The organism is Mycolicibacterium llatzerense, assembly GCF_000878195.1.
Lineage (GTDB): Bacteria > Actinomycetota > Actinomycetes > Mycobacteriales > Mycobacteriaceae > Mycobacterium > Mycobacterium llatzerense.
The window spans coordinates 61,248-82,435 of record NZ_JXST01000002.1 but is presented as its reverse complement, the minus strand read 5'-3'; the positions used below and the strand labels follow the sequence as shown (position 1 = coordinate 82,435).

Below are 21,188 nucleotides of genomic sequence, written 5' to 3'. Positions count from 1 at the left end.
CGCTTACGGTCCTTCTCGCCAGCAGCACGTAGGCTTCTGTCCACTACAGTGCCCTAATGGCCCGCGTTCGCTCACTCAGCCAAGGCATACAGTCGATTCGCCCGCACGAATCGGAAGTCGACTGCTTTTACAACGTCGTTCACGCATCCGACGGAACACAACTCTTGCATCTCAGCACTTTTGGCTCAGACATGCGCCAGTCAAAGCCCAAGAGCAGCCAGTCTATACAAATCGACGAGCAAATCGCGCGAGAGTTGATCGCGCTGCTCAAGGCGACATTCGGCGAAGCTAACCGGTCAGCCGCAGCCGACAGCGACGGGCTTGAGACCTAGTCATTCTCGGTCTCGTCTTCGTCGTCTTACTCGCTCCCTGCAACGTCGTCGATCTCGTCTTCGTCGATCTCACTCGCGGTTTGATCAACATACTCTTGCGACACTCCGCAAGAGCCGTCTTGTCCGTTGGACTGATATTGAAGAACCACCAACTATCTTCACTCTTACCCGAGATTGGTCGAGCAGCCGCGCACAGACTGTCAAAAGCCTTGCCACCGCAGTCAATTCGGCTGTCGGGAAATACAGTTGCTGTTCGGTCTGCCAATACCGTGCGCCTCGCAAAATCGTTGCGCCGGAACACTAGTCCTGCGCTGATGAGGTCACTCAGCCCAACATGCCGCGTCTAACGGGCTTCGGTTCGTCCGACTGCTGATTTGTGGCCTACGGGCACAGGCCAGATGTCAACGATCGCGTCGACCATGCTCTGCCTTCGCGCTCGAATCTTGTCGTCGGTGGCTAATTCGCAGTGCCCAACAACTCGGATCGTTTCCCGCTCCACGTCACGACGAGAGCGTCGCGCGCCCGGCTACTTGCGACATAGAGCAGTGAACGCTCCCGCAGCAGCGCTTCTGCTCGTTCTTCGTCGGGCACGTTGCGTAGCGTCGCCGGCGACGGCACGTGCTTCTCGTCCGCTCCCACAAGCACAACTCTTGAGAATTCCATCCCCTTAGCGCGATGCATCGTCATCACCAGTGGCTGGCCTGGTGTGGGGGCGTTCTTATCGACGGCGCGGGCTGTGACACCGCGTTCGCCGAGCCCACGGACGAAGCGGTCGCGTTCGTCCTGGCTGCGGGTGAGCACCGCGATACTCTCGGGTTCCACATCACCGTCGGCGAGCCAAGACCTGACCTTGTCGGCCACCGTTTGCAACTCGTCCGCCACGTCGGCGCACGGAACCAGCTCTGGAACAGGACCGTTGCGGGCCGACCGATATTCGCTGGTCGATTCCTCACCCTGTTCGAGATCTCGGTATTCGGCGCCCGATAGCACACTCACCGCGAAGTGCAAGTTCTGCGCGGTGGTCCGATAGTTCAGTGTCAGCCGACGGGACTTTCCCCGAATGTTGATTCCAAAGCGGCTCAACACAACCGGGCTACCGTAGATCCGTTGGTGTGAGTCCTCCGCGATGAAGAGATCATTCGCGCCGCCAGCCACCAGCGCCCGCAGCAATGCCCAGTGCGTCGCGTGCAGGTCCTGCGCCTCGTCGACAAGGACATGATCGGCGAGATGCGTACCATCACGTTCGGTCCGCACCCGCAGCGCTTCGGCTGCCAGGGCAAGCACCTCCGGGAAACTGATGGTTTCGTCCATCTGGCTGTGCCGGCGGTAGGCCTCGACCAGCTTCCACACTGCGATGCGCTGTGGTCGACTCAGTCGCACTCCCCGACCGGATCGCGCGATCTTGGCGTACTGCTCCAGCGTCGTGATCCGATTCGCCAGGAACACCGCCACATACTCTGCATCCAAAAACGTGGGCGTAGCGAGCTTCGCATCAAGCCCGGTATCGACGGTCTGCGTTACCTCACGCCACACTGCATCGGAATGCGTTCGCTTGGAACCAAATTCGACAATAGTGCCGAACACCCGCTGGCTGGCCTCTGCCGCGGAATCGCCAGATCGGTGCAGCACATCTCTGCCCAGCGCATCGATACCACCCACGTACACGCCGACCTCGCCAGGTTTGTCGGCGATACGCAGACCTGGGTCCAGGGACTTGAGGTCGGATTTGAGCCCCTGGGCCAGTGTCGCGTTGAAGGTGGTCAAAATGATCCGGGCCTCCGGGTTGGCCCGGGCCAGACGGCGTGCGCGGTGGATCACGACCACGGTCTTGCCGGTGCCCGCACCACCAGCCAATCTGAATGAACCTGACCCCTCGAAGTCCTTCTCGACGAACTTACGCTGTTCGGGGTGCAGAAACGTACGCCATGCGGCGAAGTCGCCACCTTCGATGACACGACGCAGTTCTTCGTTGTCTTCGATGAACGCGAATTGCATCTTCGACGCCGGCCGCTCCAGCGCGGCGATGATCTGCTGGTCCTCGTCGAGAGAAGTGTCCACCGGCCCCTTGCCGAATCCGTGGTTTTCCCGGATGGACTCGATCGACACACCAGTGGCGAGTTCCAGAAGGGCACTGCCCTCCCACTCCAGGCCTTCGGCAGCCACTTCGAGCAGCGCCGACTCATCGGGAGCCTCCATGACCTTGGACGCCAGCACTGAATTGATGCCCAGCCCGTCGGTCAAGTCTGCCAGCGTGTACCCCACCCCGGCCAGGTAGGACAGCGCAGGCTTCGCTTTCCGTTCGGAAACCGTTGTCACAGTGTCTGTCTCGGCGGGCGCCATTTCACCGATCAGCCCCTCAAGGGTGCCGTTTATGGGGTTCACCCGGAGGGTGGCCCGTTCGGCCAATTTGATCGCATCGTCATGTCCCCAGGTGCCCATGTAGATGTACGTCGGCCCGCTGGACTTGTCATCGACCCGGAACAACACCGCGCGGTAGTGCAGGTCGACGCGCCCGGTCCGAACCCGGGGATCGACAGCCACGTGGAGCGGTTCGATGTGCAGAGAAGGTTGGGTGTCGTCGGCGGCCAGCTTCTCGAAGAAGTCATACACCTTGTTCTTGATCGACCCGTCGAGCTTGGACATGCCCTTGCTGTTCGACGCGATAACCAGATTCGCCACTACACCACCCCATTCACTTTCAACGCCTCCACAATTTCATCGGCATCGGGTGAGCACAGCGTCCACCCCTCCACCTGTTCACCTTCGTCGAACACCACAGCCACGCACGCGCCAGGCCAGGCCATATCCAACACCTCGCCATCGGTCGTCTCATACCCCAGCTCGGGGGGCGCCGCACCTGCCGCAGCCAAGTTCAAGATCAGGGCGCGTTCCCCATCAGACACCGCTTCGTCGAGCAACAGTTTCCATTCCGCGGGCAGTGTGAACTCATCGGGTTGCTCCGGCGCTGACGCCGGGGCCGACTCGAGCAGGGTGCGGGTCGTAACGCGACCCGGATCGCTGATCCCCAACCAATTCGACAGCCGTAGCCATTCCTTCCATGCCTTGCCGTGCAGGGCGTCCAACTGCTCATCTCGGTCGTCGACGGCAAGTACTGCCCGTGGCGGATCGGCTGTGGTGCGCACGCCGGCGGTGAGAGTGATAGCGCCGGCGGTGTACGCCCAGCAGATGTCGGCCCCCGATGCCGAGAACGGCGTGCCACCGTCCAACGCCGCGATGGCAGCCGCCACCGCCGATTCCACTTCCGAATGAGCGCGGTTGTCACTGCGGACGAACAAGTACGGCATCCACTTGCTGAAGTGTCGCCAGGCGTCGATGTCGGGAGTAACCATGAACTCGAGCAGTTGCGATACCGGGTCTTTGGCCTGCAGCCGAACCAAACCCGGTTGAACATGGAACCGGCTGGTGACGAAGCTGGTGGCCCTTTGATCGAACCAAGCCGGCTCGATCGACTCCCCAGATTTGAACCGCTGCAGATCCTCATGTCCGAAGGACCACACCAGATAGCCCGCGGCCCGCAATGCGGCACGTTTGTCGGCGTCGTCAGCGACACGGTTACGGTCGCCGGTTCCGGCGTGAAATGCACGTCCATCGGCGAAAATCGCGATACGCGGGATGTCCGGATCAGCAGTCTGCAACACAAAGTCCGGTTTGACGAAGTCAAGCGAAACCTGTGGTCGCAGTGACCATTTCCGCACCTTGCTGCCTTGCAGCGTGATGGTCGCCGACGGACCGTAGGTGCCCGGTTTCTCCACGACGGCTGCACCCATCAACTTGAGCCGCTCGATGAACGAGCAGTAGAAGTCGCGTTCCAGGAACGACTCGTCGCTGAGCGGCGTGCTGGGCGGTGCCTGCTCGGTCACCTCGGCGGTCCAGGCATCCAGGTCGGGAGTTCCGTGGGCACCGACCTCCAGAATGCCGTCGAGGAGATTCAATGCGGTCAGCCGTGACACCTTGTCCATCTCGTAAGGCGCGGCGAACGGCAGCAGGCAGCGGTGGCAGGCCAGCCGATCCTCATCTCGGCACGGGCATTCCCGCAGAATCTGCCGTGCCGCGGCCAGTACCGCGAAAACCTTGGTGTGGTCGGCGAATTCGGCGAGATAGCCGGTCCCGCCGGGAACCGTGTCGTGGATCAGCAGCGCGCGCCGGTCAGGCGCCCACAGCGCATCGCTGATGGTGGCGACGTCGAGATGCTCGGGTGATCCGCCGATCACCTCGCGCAGGCCGAGCAGGATCGCGGCAGCCAGGCTGGGGTGGGCGAAGTTGTCGTACTCCATCTGCGGTGGCAGATGCAGCAGCACGCCCTGCGTCCGTAGTCGTCGCGCCAGCGCGATGTCTCGGACGTCCTCCACGGCCGAACCCCGCAAGCGACACCAGGTGCGGTGCTCGTATCGACTGTTGCGCCCGGCCTCCCGGTCGAGTTGCCCACAGGACGCGCAGACCCGGAACAGGCCGCTGGCAGATTCCTGCCCGGCGATCAACCTCGTCTTTCCCTTGGACGTCCGTCCGCCGAGGTTGATCCAGCGAATATCCAAGCGCCGCAGGTATTCCGCACCGAACGACGAACTCGAGCGAAACCAGGTGCGCCCCACCTGGGTGGGGTCGACGTCGGCGGCGGTCACCACGGTGAACGGTTCCTGCGCACGGTTGTCGCGTAGGTCGTTGATGGTGGCCTCATCCCGGCGCACCTCCGCCGAAACGCGGGTCATTTCGACGACCGGCAGGTGCTGACTCACGTCGGCGATACCGGTGCTGTGGCAGCGCGGGCAGCTCGACACCGGATCAGATCCCGCGGACGCGCTGCTGCTGCGCACCCACCCGCACTGCGGGCAGAGTTGCCAGGCGTGGATGTTGGATTCACCGGTGCCCAGGTCGACCGCGTCGATGGTGACCGCGAGGCCTTGGGCGTAGAAGGTGGCACCAGGTGCGAGCTCGGTGAGCGCAACCCGGGAACCGCGCTGATAACTGAGCTGCTCCCCCATATAGTCGTTGCTGTCCGGATCAATCCAGGTGACGCCGACATCCAGGGTCACCGCGTCGTCGAGCAGTGTGTAGTTGGGCAGTACGCCGTACCGTTCGAGCACCGAGATCCAGTAGTCGCGGGTCAGCGAGGTGACCTGGGCGCCAAGCAGCTTGCGTGATCCCTTGGCGATCTTGTAGGCCCGACGATCATCGTCGGTGGCGGCCGGGGAGATGGCCCGGCGTTCGAACTCGGGCAGGTCGGCCTCGACGGTCGCCTGCCGTTCGGTGAGTTCCTTGAGATCGAGTTGCCACTGGTAGGCCGCGGCCATGAGGCGTTGGGTGAGGCCACTGGGACCGCCCTGAGGTGGTGCGCTCGCCCAAGAACGCAAGGCGTCGACCGCGTCGGGGCTGAGATGCTCCCCGAACTGGGCCAGGAAGCGGTCCAGCAACGCTTCGGCGTCGGTGGCGGCGGTGTCCATCAGCCGGGCCAGCCAGCTGTCCGCTCCGTTGTCTCCGAGCACCGACCGTGCATCCTTGGGCGCCACCAGCTGCGGGTCACGGGCGAACTGATCGACGATGTGCGCTATGTACTGGCGTTGCAGGATCTCCTCGGCGTTCAGGAATGTCGCCGGCGGGCGGACATCCCCCTGAATCACCGACAGCGGCTCGAACAACTTGGGCAGATGTTCGCCACGGCCGCGAACGTAGGCCAGCACCAAAGAGTTTCCGGTGAGCCGGCCGGCGCGCCCGACACGCTGCAGGTAGGACGACACCGATCGGGGTAACGAGCCGAGCATGACGGTGGAGAGGTCACCGATGTCGATGCCCATCTCCAGCGTCGGGGTCGCGACGAGCACGTTGGGTGCTTGCGGGTCGGTGCCGCCGCGTTTGAAGGCAGTCTCGTATTCGAGGCGGGTCTTCGTCGGCAGCAGGCCAGTGTGTTCCCGTGCGACGACGCGTTTCATCTCGGTCGAGTCGTACAGCCGGCGGTAGAAGTTGTCAGTCTTCGCGCTTCGGTGCAGCCGCCCCGGACAGCGGATCAACGTGCAGGGCGCCCCGTCGAGTTCGTCGACGGTGGTGGCACTGCCCGGCACCGGGGTTTGACAGATGTCACAGGCGAGCAGGTGCCGCTCGTCGAGGAGCGCTTCCAGCGTGGGAGCGCTGACCTGGACGGTGGCCGACGTCATTCCGTAGACGGTGGAACCGGTCTCGGTGGTGATGGTGGACAGCAACATCTGCTCGGCAAGTTCGACAAACAGTGCCTTGGCGAGGAAGGTGCCGTCGTGGGGGCTGACGTCCAGGCACCGCGACGTCCATTGCGCATACCAGGAGGACGGGGCCGTGATCGGGTCGAATCCCTCTGGCAGAGCACCACTTCCGGATTTCAGGGCCGGGAAGGCCGGGGCGGGGCGACCTTTCGGGAAGGCGGGCATGCCCTGGCCGCGTGGTCGCCCACCCCAAACGTGGTAGCGGTTGGCGTTCTTCTCCAGGTAGGGCCGCAGCCAGTCGTGGTGAATGCCGCCGCGGGTGCGGATCCGCTCGACCGTCCCCCGCACCCACTGCGCCAGTGCTGCATCGGACACCCCGGTCAGCGGGAACTGCGCGGGGTCGGCCTTGTCGAGGGCACGCCTCCCGATGATCGGCGCCTTGTGCGCCGCCCCGAGATACACCTCGGCGACGACGCTGCCCGTGAGTTCCAAGGTGCGGCCAGTACGGGACTGCAGACCGAATTCGAGGTCGACGTCGAACCGCAGCCGCCGCTTGGCTTTGTTTTCCGCGGCTCGTCGCGAGTTGGGGTGCGCGTCGGGCTTCCAGAACGCGGCGAACTCGTCGCGGTCCACGATGTCGGGCGGCAGTAGTTGGTAGCGCAGCATCGGATCGTCGCCGGCGCGGTCGATGACCGCTCGGGCGAGCTCGTCCAGGTCGAGTTCGGCGTCACCGAGCGCTCCGCACAGCGCCGTGCGCAGGCTCAGGCTGTGCGACCGTGCCTGCACGAACCCTGCGCGGTGCGCGGCATCCTGCACGCTGTCAGTGAACATCAACGCTTTCTTCTCGGCGGCGTCAAGATGCTTGTCGCCGAACAGGTTCGACAAAGTCACCGACAGTTGGGTCGCCACTGCACTGCCGAGGAAGCGAATTCCATCGGCGGCGCCGCAGGCTGGGCACACGTCGTTCTTGGACTGTTCGTCGGCGTCCGGCCCGATCAGGGTGAGCACCGGCAGTACCCGTCCGTCGACAACATCGGGGCTCTGCGGGTCCGGTGTCGTGTCGAGGAGTTCGCGCTGGTCGAGATGGAACCACCGCAGACCGTGAACGCCGCCGACGACCTGCGCTTCGGCGGGCGCCGAGATCAGCGCACGGAACCGCGAGGCGCCAGCGGCGTGGTCGGCGCGGATCGCCTCGTCGGTGACGTCGAGGGCGCTGCCGGTCGGTGCCAACCGGGCACCCCAGCCCGAGCGTCCGCAGTGCCGGCAGTAGACCGCGGGTAGATACAGCTCGTCGTCGACGGAGGTTCCGTCGTCGGACCAGCGGTATTCGGTCGCGGCACGCACGGCCCGATCGAGACGGCTGAGTTCCCGGATCCACAGGTGCACGTCGACGCCGAGCGCTGCGCGGCCGATCTCGGCGCGCACGTGCGAAAGCATCGCAAAGACGAACTCCAGGAACCGAATCTGGATATCGCGGGTGCGGGCGGCATCGCGATCGACGGGCACCGCTGGAAATACCTGCTCGGCCAGGTCGGGCAGCGACACCGCGTCGACGGCGTTCTCCAACACCGCCTGGATGAAGCGATGCCGCTTGAGCTGATCGAGCATCTCCTCGGCGTCCAGGTCCGACGCGGTGGCCGAAACACCTGCATGTGCGGACTTCTCAAAGAGCTCAGATTGGACGGGCTGCTCGAAAAGTTCCGCTTGGGTGGCCTTCCCAAAGAGAACAGCTTGAGATTTCCTTTCGAAGATCTCGGCGAAAACCGCTGCGGCGACGGCATGGTTATCGCCATCAACCCGATCGATTGCCGTGATCCGGTCCAGCGCGTCGGGCAAGGCCGGTTCGATCGGCTGCCAGGCATGGTCGTCGGTGCCCAGCCGCGCCCTGCGCCATTCGTCGGGAGTCAGGCGGGTTTCTTCGATCACCGCGTCGTCGCCGAACGGTTCGCCGAACACCGTATAGGCGAAATCGAGCATGGCGGTCGGGGCTGAGCGCGAACCGAGGGTCGCCGAGGTGGCAACCGGAGTGATCTTGCCGAGCGGGCGGGCGCGGTCGTCGTCGGTGACCCTTGACGCGGCAGTCCAGTGGGATTTGATGGTTAGACCGAGACGACGCAACAGCATCGCGACATCGGTGCCCTGCGCGCCGTCGTAGGTGTGGAATTCATCGAGTACCAGGTATTGCAGCGATTCGGCGGACAGCTGCCACATGCCGGCGCGGTCGGGGCGCAGCAACATGTGGTCGAGCATCTTGTAGTTGGTGAGCAAGATGTCGGGGGGCGAATCGTGCATCAGGGATCGGTCGGTGATCAGCCCGTCGGCCGAGACCCGGGTGCGACCACCGCCACTCTGCTCACCTGTGTAGATGCCCGCTGTGACCGCACCGAGGACCGGGTCACCGGAGATCAGCTTGGCCAGTCGCTCGGCCTGATCGTTGGCCAAGGCGTTCATCGGGTAGAGGATCAGCGCCTTCATCCCGGTGACACCCGACTTCTTTGCGCGCAACACATTATCGAGTATCGGAAACAGGAACGATTCGGTCTTGCCCGACCCGGTGCCGGTGGTGACCAGTGTGGGCTGCGGCCGTTCTTGCTCCTTGGTCGAGAGCCGCTCAAACGCTCGCGCTTGGTGCCCGTACGGAACGAATTCGCTTGGCCACCAATCTAGATGGTTTCGCCAGCCCTCCCCCGCAGGCGCGAACGGCAGCCGCAACCGCACGTAGGGCCCCTTGAACATCCCGTTTTCGGAGTCGCCTATGAAATCGGTGAGTACCGCCTGCGCGTCCGGGTCCGTCAACGCGAATGTTGTTGCCAGATAATCGGTCAAGCCTTCGCGCAGGTGCGTCGCCTGCAGAGTGGGTAGCAGTGTCCCCATAACGATCAAGCCTTCCGTTTGGGGTTGCTATGTGTACCCGGAGCGTTGATCCAGGCAGTTGGGACTAACGCTGTACCGTCTCGCCAATTTTCAATGATGGACTCCTGAAACCACGCGTCGCTGAAGTCAGCGTGGTCCAGAGCAATGATCTGCAGCTGGCCGTCGAGCTCGGCGACGACGTCAAACATCATCTGGTAGAGCCTTCTGGTGTTGTCGCGGTCGGTGTCTGACAACTCGGCGAGGTCGCCACCGGTCACACGGTCCCGCGGAAAAAATGCCTGACTGGGTTGATCGAGAACGATGAAACTCGGTACCGGCCGAGCCGCCTCGATGAAAAAACGATGCAATGCCAGGTAGGCCACGAGGTGATATCCGACCCAGCTCATGCCGCTACCGATGGCGCCAGCGTCCATGTAGGCCGGACCGTGGACCGTGTCCGCGACGACAGTCAGACGGTACGGGTCGATCCGCACCCAATGCTCAGAGTGCTCAAGAGGGAGTGAACGCGCTAAATCAGTCATGCGACGCCCTACGATATTCAGGAGCGAATTCACCGCTGAGCGGAGAGCTTCGGGATCCAGTTCCTCGGTGAGCCTTGTCGCTTTGCCATTCAGTTCGTCGATCATGCGCTCCATGGCAGCAATAGAGTCGTCACTCTCCAGCGTGGTCGTGTCGAGGTATTGGGTAATGCGACCGCGGACGAAACTCTGCTGATCCCAGGTCCGTTGAGCCGCCGCCCGGATATCGTCGGATCGCGCGAGTTCGTCCAGTGCAATATCTACGTCAGCTAGTTCTGCTCGCGCGTGATCGCGGGCCTCCAGAAGCTCGGCACGCGCAGTGGTGATGCGCGGCTGGTCACGTTGAGCGAGCTCAATCCGGCGAGAGATGCGACCGAGGCTATGTTCGATTGCCTCGCGGACGGTGGGCTCCTCCAGCGGGCTCGTGCACACAGGGCAGACCGCCTCTGAACCCGTGTCACCGGGGATGAGCCCGATGCAGGCAAGCCGAACGCGGTGTTCGTTGAGTTCAGCGTCGTACTCGGTACCGACTCTGGCGAACTCTTCGAGCCCGCGGACTTTGTCATTGATGTCACGTAGGGCGCCGCGCAACTCTACGCGACGCGCAATCAGGCTCTCCACCTCAGCGTCACCATCGACGGCACCGGGATCGAGCACTGGTTCGGCGGCATTGATTGCGGCCGAGAGCATTTCGTATGCTTCGCCGAAGTCGACAGGCACCGTGTCGGCACGCAGCAGGCCGCTGGCTCGCGCTTCAGCGATAAGTCCCGCGGCGCGGCCAACACCCAGCTCACGCGCAGCACGTGCTTCCTCGAGCCTACGGGTGTGCAGCCGGATCTCTCGATTCAGCACAGAGAGCGCTTCGCGTTTGCGCAGAGCATCGGAGCTCTGCGCACCGAGAAAATACGGGAAGGTGTCCCGGATTGCCTGCTTTTGAAAATCACGGTTCTGGTGGTGGAAGAGCAGATCGGGATTGGCGATCTCTCCCTGTCCCTGAAAGCAGTAATAGAGCGCATGTCGGAGGTTTGCGGCCAGGGCACGACGAGTTTGACCTTCAGTGGGCACGTGGAGGTTCTCTTCGATCCCAACGAGACCGCCGAGATAGTCGACGAGTTCACGGGTGTTCGTATTGACTTCCAGAGTCGAGAACAGCGGAACCTCCATCTCCCCAATGGAGAGCATCGCTTGCGAAGTTGTCGCACCATGGGCGGGCGCCGGACGTCCGATAAAGAAGCGAGTGTCACCGACATGCGCCAGTAGCCCATACCAGGCCACAGTGTCCTGGATTGGACCTAGCGGCACGTTCGGGCTGTCGCCTCCCAGCAGGAAGCGAAGGATGCCGATGATGCTGCTCTTTCCCGTTCCTGACTCACCGGTGATGACGTTGAGCCGGCCTGGCCGGAACTGGATCTGTCGGACGTCGCCATCGACGTTGTAGATGATGAGTGCGTCGAGCTGCATCACGGTCGAACTCCCCATTGAGCGAGGTTGGTGGCTTCGTCGGCGCCGGATCCTCCGAACCAACGTCCAAGGAACTCGGCGGCCTTAAGACAGGCAGTCCAGTCCTCGGTTGGACGGAGTGTGCGGGGGCGACGGCCCATCTTCGCCGCTGCTATCGCGGCCGGCGATCCAGTCAAGATGTCATGTTGGAGTCCAAAGATGATCGCGGCGGCGGTGAACGGCCGAAATGTTCGTACTCGGTCAGCGAAGTCCATGAGCAGCACCGGGTTAGCTCTCAGCCAGCTCCACATCGACGAAGCGGTCGTGGACGGCAGTGCGTCGCGCGTCGGCTTATGTAGCGCGCTGGGCAGGATGAGAAACGCGTATATAACCGGCATCGGTTCGCCGGCTTTGGTCGCGTAAGCCTTGGTTGCGCCGTTGAGCAGTACCGCGCAGAAGGCGGGGTTGAACAGTGCGCTCGTCTCGGAGTCCGGGGCAACGAGAGGCACAGCGACGCTCATGCGACACCACGTCCTTCTTCGCCGCTCCGCACTTCGGCCAGGCGGTGTTTGAGGACGTCGACCCAGTCGGGGTGCCAGCCGATCTCCAATCGGTCGGCGATGATGTGGAGTGACCCGAGCGGAACATATCCCGATGACCTCATTTCCCGGCGGATCTCGGGCAGAGTGCGTTGCTGCAGCTTCGCGTAGAGTTCCCGGGCTTTACTGCACTTTTGTTCGTCGGTCGCTTCCTCATCGCCGGATGGTTCTTCCAACGGGAGGAACACCCGCTTCCACGCATCCACCAGGAGCCGGTCGTACGCGTCAAGTTCGCCGATCGCGAGCAGCTGTTCTCGCTGCCACCGAGACCGTTGCAGGAAAGCCCTGTTGTGGTCGTAGACCGCCTGCCTGATGCGCTCGTGGTGGAGCATGATCACCTGCAGTTGCTCAACAAAAATCCTGTCGTCATCATCGACGTCACGCTGCATCGGCTGCGGGTCATTCTCGAAGTCGAGTGGAAGGTTGTCATCTCGCAGTGACTGCGCGATCAGCAATAGCTGGTCCTCTACCTCCTGGATGTCGATCCAATCGATTTCGCCCAGAGCAACACGCGTGAGGTGTTCCATCGCGCGGCCGTGCCACCAACCACGCAGCCGCTCGACTAAGGGCAGGCGGCGTTGCCGAGGGGTGGCTTTTCGAACGGTTGCGACGAGGCGATCTGTAATGCCCTCTGCGACAACGGCGCCATCCAGTACGACGGTCTGACTTAGCAGATCCGTTCGCCCTTGTTCATCAAGTGAGAGGTACTTTGAGTAGTACTCCGCGGACGATGCGTTGCCTGCGGCACGAGCAACGGCATCAAGCTTCTCGCGCGCAGTGCTCACGTCCTGGCTGGTGCGCGAGGGTCCAAGCAGGCTTGCAGCAGTGCCAGCGCCGGCGGTAGTAGTCGTGAAGAGGAAGTTGGCAGCAGGCGAGTTGGTGGAGGTCTCGATCCAGTTGTGAAGCGTCTTCCAGAGGTCAGGGCTCGCATCGCCTAAGGAACCCTGTTGATTGACGTGGTGTTTGGTCTGCCACAGTTCGCGCGGTTGCCCCTCGACTTCGAAGGCGATGTCGTCAAGAGTCTCCAAGGACAGCCGGAAGCTCTCGTCGCTGTCCATTCGTTCGAGCGCGATGAGCAACGCGTACTCAACCTGAGCTAGGTAGCCGAGTGCTGACCCTGCGGCACTGAACCGGTTCTTTCCAGCTGCACTCATGAGAGGCCACCCTTGCTACGCAACTGCCGCATCAAGGTGCCGCCGCTGTGGGTTCCATTCACGTTGCACCTTCCCTGATTTCACCCGTAAGGCATCCCCTATCTACAGGTCCCCGGCTACACATTCCGCTAATAGCGCACGCCAGCCAAGTCGCTGAAGTGCTTGTGCGCCAACTCCATATCGCGCTCTCGATCTACACTGACGAACGGCTCAACGAAAGTGATGCCATCGACAGTGAGATCTTCGGGCTTCACCGTGCCCTTCCTGCGATACTCGGAAGCGAGCTTGCCGGGCAGCTGCCGGCCGTTCGAATCATAAAGCGCGTCCCGCTCGTACCTCTGCAACACCGGGAACTGTGTGCGGTAGATCGTGAGTAGTTCCTCGGCTGTGATGCCGAGCATGATCGCGACGATGGCGTCGATCTCCACAAGAGCTTGGCGACGGTCGGCTGCCCGACGCAGCGGTGTCGGCCACTCCCATTTCGGCCCGACTGCCCCGAGTGGTGCGCGCCCGGTGTAGTCGACGCCGATATGCGGTACCCATGAATCCTGTTGCCACATTGCGTTGTATAGCTCAGCCCAGAGGGGCGCGTACGCACCGACTACACAGTTAAGCCGCAGGGAGCGGAGAAGAATTCGAGCCTCGAGGCTGTGACCTGAGACGTGGGGGATCCTGCTAATGGCACCAGCCTTGATATGACCATTTCCCATCGCTTTGATCAGGAAGTCGGACTCCAACGAGCTCGCAATCGACGCGCATACGACGAGATCGCTAGCTTTCGAAGTGGATAGCGTCATGATTCCACCGACATGCGACGGACCAGGGGCGAGAAGCGCAGAATGCAGCGTGCGCGCATTCGCGACGTTACACATCTCCCTCCAACCAAGCCGGAAGTACGACGTACTCGACTCACCGTGCCAGCTCGGATATGCACGGAAGTACTCGTCACGTTGAGCGGCGATCTTGTAGCTTGTCCGGGGAATAAAGCTCTCGCCGATGTTCTCCAAATCAATGGTTGAGTAATCTCTATTGCTACGCATAGTGGGGTTCGGCTGCTGATGCAGTGGTGCGGCGACCGTGATGTGTGGACCCTGCAAAATCACATCGTTCCACCGCTCTGGAACGCTTGATGAAACTGCGATAAACCCACGCTTACGCGCCGCCGCCTCGTCCCAACCTAGCGTCCATTCAAAGTCGAGGTCCCCTAGCCGAGGAGCAGCTGCAATTTTATCCAGCACTTGGGCGCTGGCCTTGTTAACCAAGTAGAGCATTCGCGCCTCGGCAGCGGGCGTTCCGGGCTCATCGACGAGCGTGGCCCAAGTAGCAAGCTGAGACTCCGTCACCTCGATGATGCGCTCGGCATGAGGTCGAAGATCCCAGTTTCCATCTTCATCCTTCACCCCAGGCGCCGAACCGGAGCCGTCGTGCTTAAACGATCGGACTATCGTTTCTGGATGATAAAGTGACGCCGCCTGCAAGAACTGCGTTTCGCGTGGGATGCCATAAATGTGGACGCCATATTCTTTTGCATTGTGAATCTCAAATAGGCGCTTTTCGTTGCGGAACTGCCAATGCCGCCGTAGACGCCGGTATGTCTCGCGGCGCAAGCCATTTGCCGCCAATTCAGTGAAATGGCTTTCAGGGTGAATCAAACCAACAATCCCGGCAGAATCCATGGACCGCCATGTGCGGTCCATGAAGCACCGGTAAAGATCCGTACGAAGTCCAGCAAGCACAGGCCGGTCAGCAATTGAACTCAAATGCTCAGTTAACCCGGCAAGGCTTGATCGCTCCGCCAGAAGTGCGCTCCTCACTCCCGCACAAGCGATGGTCTCGTCGCGCTTCGAAACTCTTATTTCCTCGGCTTGTTTTTCGACCAGTTGCCACCACGGATCAATCTCCGCAAGAAACGCCGCTTCGTCCCAATCGGGCCGAACCCAGGGCGGATTACCGACCTGCAGATCGAACCCGCCGCGGGCGAAAACCGGTGCAAAGTCCAATTCCCAGTGGAAAAAGCCCTGTGTCTCGGCGATGGCCTCGATGACCCTCAACCACGGAAAGCCATCGAGCGCCTTGTCTATTGAAAGCGCTTGAGCGAAGGTGCGGTCGTTGTCCTCGGCGAGGTCAAGGTCCTGCCAGCTCAAGTCGGCGGCCAGGCTGATCTGCCCATGCTTCTCAAACTTGCCAGCCTTGGGTGGTACCCCAATGATCGCCTCCAATCCACCGACCCACTGATCCCAGTCAGGCGGCTCGATGTCCGTTGTTAGCGGCCAGGACCACAGCGCACACCACGCATCCATCACGCGCCGCAACCTGCGGTAAGCGCCGTTCTCGTTGTGCAGTACTTCCTCGATCTGTTCGCGGGTAACCACCGCACCCGAGGCGCCGTGATCCTCCAGCCCCCACACGTTTATGTCACGACGGATCTCAGATTCGGCGATGGTGAGCCGGCGCAACGTCAACTCCCACAACGTTTCCACGCGCTGCGCTAGCCCAGCCAGCCTCTTCTTGATCGCCGGGCTTGGATTGGAGCGAATGCCGTTGCGCCACAGCCGCAGTTCTTCACGCTTGTCCGGGGCGTAGGTCTTCGCCTCGACGGTGTCGATGACCGCGCCCCAGCCCTCAGAGGGCAGCAGGAAGTGGTGGATAGCGGCACCGATCTCGTCTCCAAACGGTACATCTTTCGGCGCCGCTTTGAGCCAGGCCTTCTTCGCCAGCGAGGTCGGCTCATAAACGGCTCGCCGCGCGCCGATCAGCGAGTTACCCCGCCGCAGATGCAGACCGAACCACGGTGCCTGCAGCCCGGCGACCATGGTGTCGAGCCACAGTGAGATCTCGGCCAGCTCCACCGCCGTGGCATTCAGGTCCACCCCGTACACCTGATGCAGCGCAAGGTACGCCTTCACCTTCTGCAGTTCGACCTGGTAGCGGTCGGCGTCGATGACCTTGCCCAGGTCTTCCTGCTGACGCTTGAGATACTCCGCCGCCAGTTGGCGCACCGCCTCGATCGCGAACGCACCTGATCCCAGCGCGGGCTCGCAGATGGTGAGCTGAAGAATCTGCTCCGGCGTCGTGCGCTCGTCGTTCTGGTCGAGGAGCTCTTCGAGGGCCTGGGAGACAACGAACTTCGTCAACACCTCGGGTGTGTAGTACGAAGCCGATTGTTGGCGTTCACGGCCGGCGAGCCGGAACACGAAGGTGCCCTGACGGTGAAGCACCGGAATCTTTTCGCCGGTGGCCTCGTCCTCAGTCGTCACGAAATCGGACTCCGAGAGGTGATCGACGCGGGTCACCGGAACCACCCACGACCCCTTCTCCGGGTCACCGTTCTTGGCCACCTCGTAGAGGTCTTCGTCGGCGAAGAAGCCGGTGTAGGACATCAGCCCCTCATAGACCGCGCCGAGCTGGTTGATGCCGAGCTCGGCATACGAGATGAACCCGCGGTCAGTACCCTTGCGGCCCTTCGACTCCTTGGACAGCAGCAGGTGTTGCAGTACCCGCTGCGTGGCCTCGTTGCTGAGCCCGGCCTGGTCGATGAGTTCAGTTGAAACAGGTGCGAAAAGGTCGGCGCGCAGCTCGTTGAACTCCAAACCGGGGGCCGGATCGTCGGTTCCATCGCCCGCCTCGGAAGTGCGCGGGTGATGACCGCCGTCGACAAGATGAAACAGCTTGGCCAGCGACTCATACAGGTGCGTACCGGATTTCGCGGTGGGCGACACCAATTCGGTCAACGTCAGCTCACGCAGTCGATCCAGGCCGTACCCCTCACCGTATTCGGGTGCACCCGAGGGCAACACCCGCATCTCCGGGGAAGCTTCGGCGTAGAGCAGGAACAGAATGCGGTAAAGGAAGCGCAGCGAGTGCTTGGCGAGCTGTTGGGCATCGATCTCCTCCAGTGACAGGCCGCGGTCGGCGCGGCGGCGCACCACGTCGTTGGCGATGATCTCGATGGACAGCCGGATGCCTTCACGCAGATCCTTGGAGACCCCGACGGTGTGTTTGACCGAATCTTCGAGAACACCTGTCCACCAGATATTTCCGTCCGCCGCGGGCAGTAGCGCCTGACGGCCGAGGATCGCGGCTGCCCGGTCGAGTTCTCCACCGCGCTTGTCGTCGCGACGTTCGGTGACCACCAGCAAATCGACGGCGAGGTACCGACCTTCGGCCCACCGCTGCGCCTCGGCCAGCAGCACCCACTGGCCGGCCTGCACCACGATGAACGCAGGGGGTTCATCAGCGCGGAATGCGGCCGACACCGCCTTGGTCACCGAGCCGATGGGCTTGCCGTCCTCCTCCCCCGAGTCGAGCAGCAGCCCGGTTTCGGGGTCGAGCAGGTCATCGACCGATTCGACCGGGCGGGCCTGCAGCAACAACATGCTCGTCACACCGGCCGGCCGGGCGTTGGGCAGTGTCAGCTCGGTACCAGCGCGCTCGCCGGCGTAGTCGGCCAGCGTCTCGGGAAACCCGAGCACGGTCCGAATCGTGGCGTGCGCAGGGGGCGCCCCATCCGGGTTCTCGGCCAACGTCGACAACTCGGTCTGCAATTCGCCGGCAGCGGCCAACAGCCGGCGGCGCACCGTATCCCGACCCTCGGCTGCCTCGGCATCCCACTGCTTGCGCAGCTCGACCACCTTGCCCTGGAAGGATTCCTTTGTGGAGTCGGTGGTGAAGTAGTGCTCGCTGATCCAGTCCTCGCCGACGACGATGGAATCGTAGGACGGCATGGCTCAGAGTTCCTTTCCGGCGACGGGGATGTCGGTGGGCACGATGACCAGCAGCGGGCGGACCAGTTGCTGGGTGGGGGCCAGCAGGTCGGCCAGCCGCTGTTCGTCGTTGATGCGCTGCCCGAGCTTGCTCACCTTTGAGCGCTGCGCCCCGAAGAGTTCGAGTTGATCGGCATCGTTGTGCCAGCGCTGCGCCCGCTTGCGCCACTGGGCCAGGCGTTCGGTGGTGGCTGCTTCTTGTGCAGTGAGTACCGTGCGCATCTGGAGGCGGGCCTGTTCTACGGCGATCGGGATCAGCGCCTGATAGCGCTCGGCTTCGGCTATCGGTCCCGGATTGGATGAGCCGGGTTTGAGGCCGGTTTGCGTGGTGAGAAAGCTGATGTCCTCAAGGGCTTCGACCATGCAGAAATCAGGATTGGCCGGGTTGGGGAACACCGCGGTGGAGAACACCCGCGAGATCAGCTGTCCCCGTTTGTTACTCAAGGTGCCCATGAGCAACACGGTGGGGGCGTCGACGTCGCCCCGGATCGCGAACACCTGGTTGCGGCCCAGCGCCGTCAGCGCGCGGTCACTGGCCCAGTCCAGCACGGGGTGCAGCGGGCCAAGGTAGTGTGCCTCGGGCCAGGTGGTGTTGTTGATGCCCTTGCCTTCTCGCGCGATGCGCAACTGGGCGGTGCCGACCGTCGGGTTGGTGGCGAGCTTGAGCCGCTCGAGTACCCGGCCGTGGTGCAGATAGTTCTGTGGAAGCTGAGCCAGCCGTTGCCGAAGATCGCGCGGCGGGGACAGTTCGGCGATGCCGTGCGGCGCACTGACCGTCCAGCCGATGCCGCCCTGCTCGGGTTTGGCGTGCGGCTTGTCGTGGAATCCCGCGTGCAGCGCCTCGTCGAGGAAGGTCAGGTCATCAGGATAGAGGCTTTGGCGTGTCGATGCCGGCAGCGGTATCGCGGTGGCCTCGACGGCGTCGAATTCGGCGAAGAACGCATCCAGGTCGTCCCCGGCAGCGACCTCGGCAGCAGTACGGACGGCGTCGTCGAGCTCGGCACCCTTGGCGAGCACATCGCGGATCACGTTTTCTTCCTCGGTGACGCTGTGCTTGCCCATCAGCGACGCCACATCGCCGAGCGTCTCGTGGGCCTGGTTCTCCCGTTCCAGCAGCCGCGACAGCACCCGCAGGTCACCGGAGAATTCGGGGTCGGACGGTTCCAGGATCAGCGAGGACATCACCGGCGGATGCTTCTGCCCGTAGCGGTCGATGCGGCCGTTGCGTTGCTCGATGCGGATCAGGCTCCACGGGATGTCGTAGTGGATCAGGTGATGACACTGCGCGTGCAGGTTCACGCCTTCGGAGGCCACGTCGCCGGTCACCAGCACCCGGATGGGTGAAGTTTCCAGTTTGAAGCTGTCGACGAGTTCTTGCTGCTCGACGTCGGACAGCCCGCCGTGCAGCATGGCGATGTTCTCGGCTTTCAGACCGAGCGCTGTGGGCAGGTTGTTGCGCAGCCAGGTCAGCGTGGCAATCCGCTCGGCGAACACCACTGCGCGTGTCTCGGATCCTTTACTGACGCCAATCTGCTTGAGGCGCTTGACCAATGCCGCGAACTTGCCGGCCTGCTCGCCCAGGGCTTCCTTGTTGAGCTCGTCGAGGATGTTGAGGGCTTTGAGTTCAGCGCGCGGCTTGGGATCGCTCTGATCGAGCTTGGCGCGGCGCTGCTTGATCGACTCGGCCAGCGCGGCCGGCGACGACAGAAACGCCTTGGCCAGCGTCCACGGGAACAGGGCCGTGGTGTCACCGGAGTAGGGAGAGCTTCCGGACGCGGGGTGCAGCCAGGTCTGCGACAGCTCCGCGGCGACCGCGTCCTCGGCTACGGACGGCTTGACCAGCAGGTGCACTGGCTCGGCGCGTTCGGCCCAATCGCTGCCGACCTCGGCCGCGACGTCCGGGCTGTGCCGGTGTCGACGGATCAGCAGCGACTCGACATCGTCTTTGGTGAAGGTGCCGTCGGCGTGCACCACGGTTGGGTCCAGCAAGCGAAGCAGTTCGGCGAAGCTCTCGTTCTTCCCGTTATGCGGCGTTGCCGACGCCAAGATCAGCGCCTCCGTGTTCGGGGCCAGGACGCGAGCCAGCTCGTTGTTCATGACGCCAACGTTTGTGACGTTGTGCGCCTCGTCGATGACCACGGCATCCCACTGCTGGCGTTCCAGGTGGGCCTTGTAGCGGGGGCTCTTGAGCGTGTCGATGGAGATGATGGCCCGCTTGAAATAGGTGAACGGGTTACGGGTGGCCGGCAGCTTCTGACGGACCTTCTGGATGCCAATCGAGTCGAGGCGGACGAATGGCAGCGCGAAGCGGCACCACAGCTCATGCTGCATCTGCTCCAAGACGTGCTTGGGCGTGACGATCAGGATGCGTTCACCACGGCCACGTCGCACCAGCTCGGACAGGATCATGCCGATTTCCAGCGTCTTACCCAGACCAACCGCGTCCGCGAGCAAGATGCGTGGCCGGATGTGCTGCGGATCGAGTGCCTTGGTCACCGCCGCCCGCTGGTAGGCCAGGGCATCGGCAAGCATGTGGGTCGAGACGGTCAGGTTTTGGTCCCCGTAGGGAACTGGCGTCTTCCTGATCAGTGCTTCCAACCAGAGCCGGGAGTCGCGGTAGCCCGACGAGCCATCGGGGACCACTTTCGCTTTCTTGGGATCCTGTACTTGGATCTTGTCGAGACTGGAGTAGAAAGCGGCGGTGGTTTCGGCCACCAACTCAGAGAGGCCACGCACCCGGACCAGCCAGCCGTCGGCTCCCTGCTCGGCCGAGGTGACCAGCCATTCCTCGTCGCGGACGACCACGATCGATCCGGGGGCGACGTTGAGGTCTTGTGGTTTGTCTACTGCGGCGGTCTGCACGTCATCTCCGGTCGGTGGTGCTGAGGGTTTCGGTTTTGCGATCGGTGGTTGGGGTTTCGCCTTGGCGGGTGGCTTGGGTTCGATCTCGGGCGGCTCGGGCTCTTCTGCCTCGACCTCGCCGCGGTCGATGAAGGTCTGCAAGACGACGGCTCGCAGATTCTTGGCATTACTCAGCCCGCGTAGATAGGCCATTTGGTCTTTGCGGGTTCTCAGCTGCCCATCTTCGTGGCGGAGTGTCCGCAGTTCCTCGACAATGCGGTAACGCGACTCGCTGTCGTGAAGCAACCAGCATTCACGAAGCGTGTCCCAGGCCTCCGCGACGAAGTTCTCCTTCGGGCGGGCGCCGTACGCTTCCTGCAGTACCACCGCAGGGTCGAGTCCGGTGCAGTCGTCGAACAAGTTCTGGCAGAGCTCGCCGACAAGATCGCCGGACAGGTTTGACCACCGAAACTTGTACC

The 21,188-nt window shown here is 62.8% G+C and carries 8 protein-coding genes; 1 reads left to right on the top strand and 7 read right to left on the bottom strand.

The genetic code is table 11. The features are described 5' to 3' along the window. Nucleotides 1-56 precede the first annotated feature (56 nt). Nucleotides 57-332: a hypothetical protein gene (locus TL10_RS01685; RefSeq protein ID WP_043984266.1), complete on the top strand. Its 276-nt coding sequence runs from the start codon at nucleotides 57-59 to the stop codon at nucleotides 330-332. A 456-nt stretch (nucleotides 333-788) separates the two neighbouring features. Here TL10_RS01685 and TL10_RS01680 read toward each other — a convergent pair whose 3' ends face one another. The 7 genes from TL10_RS01680 to TL10_RS01650 all read right to left on the bottom strand — a co-directional run bounded on the left by TL10_RS01680 (nucleotide 789) and on the right by TL10_RS01650 (nucleotide 21,129). Continuing rightward, entirely contained in the window at nucleotides 789-3,011 is a 2,223-nt protein-coding gene (locus TL10_RS01680) for a UvrD-helicase domain-containing protein (protein ID WP_043984265.1), read from the bottom strand. Beyond that, nucleotides 3,011-9,394, bottom strand: a complete 6,384-nt coding sequence (locus TL10_RS01675; protein ID WP_043984264.1) for a DEAD/DEAH box helicase — start codon at nucleotides 9,392-9,394, stop codon at nucleotides 3,011-3,013. Before TL10_RS01675 ends, TL10_RS01680 begins: the two co-directional genes overlap by 1 nt. Nucleotides 9,395-9,399: 5 nt before the next feature. Continuing rightward, nucleotides 9,400-11,373, bottom strand: a complete 1,974-nt coding sequence (locus TL10_RS01670) for a DUF3732 domain-containing protein (RefSeq protein WP_234711348.1) — start codon at nucleotides 11,371-11,373, stop codon at nucleotides 9,400-9,402. Then, complete coding sequence (locus tag TL10_RS01665; RefSeq protein WP_043984262.1) at nucleotides 11,373-11,873, bottom strand: three component ABC system middle component; 501 nt, start codon at nucleotides 11,871-11,873, stop codon at nucleotides 11,373-11,375. The genes TL10_RS01670 and TL10_RS01665 overlap by 1 nt, the downstream gene beginning before the upstream one ends. Beyond that, entirely contained in the window at nucleotides 11,870-13,105 is a 1,236-nt protein-coding gene (locus TL10_RS01660) for an ABC-three component system protein (protein WP_043984261.1), read from the bottom strand. The genes TL10_RS01665 and TL10_RS01660 overlap by 4 nt, the downstream gene beginning before the upstream one ends. Before the next feature lie 128 nt (nucleotides 13,106-13,233). Continuing rightward, nucleotides 13,234-17,829, bottom strand: a complete 4,596-nt coding sequence (locus TL10_RS01655) for an Eco57I restriction-modification methylase domain-containing protein (protein ID WP_043984260.1) — start codon at nucleotides 17,827-17,829, stop codon at nucleotides 13,234-13,236. Nucleotides 17,830-17,832: 3 nt separating this feature from the next. Further along, nucleotides 17,833-21,129, bottom strand: coding sequence for a helicase-related protein (locus TL10_RS01650; RefSeq protein ID WP_423136050.1), 3,297 nt, complete (start codon nucleotides 21,127-21,129; stop codon nucleotides 17,833-17,835). Nucleotides 21,130-21,188 lie beyond the last annotated feature (59 nt).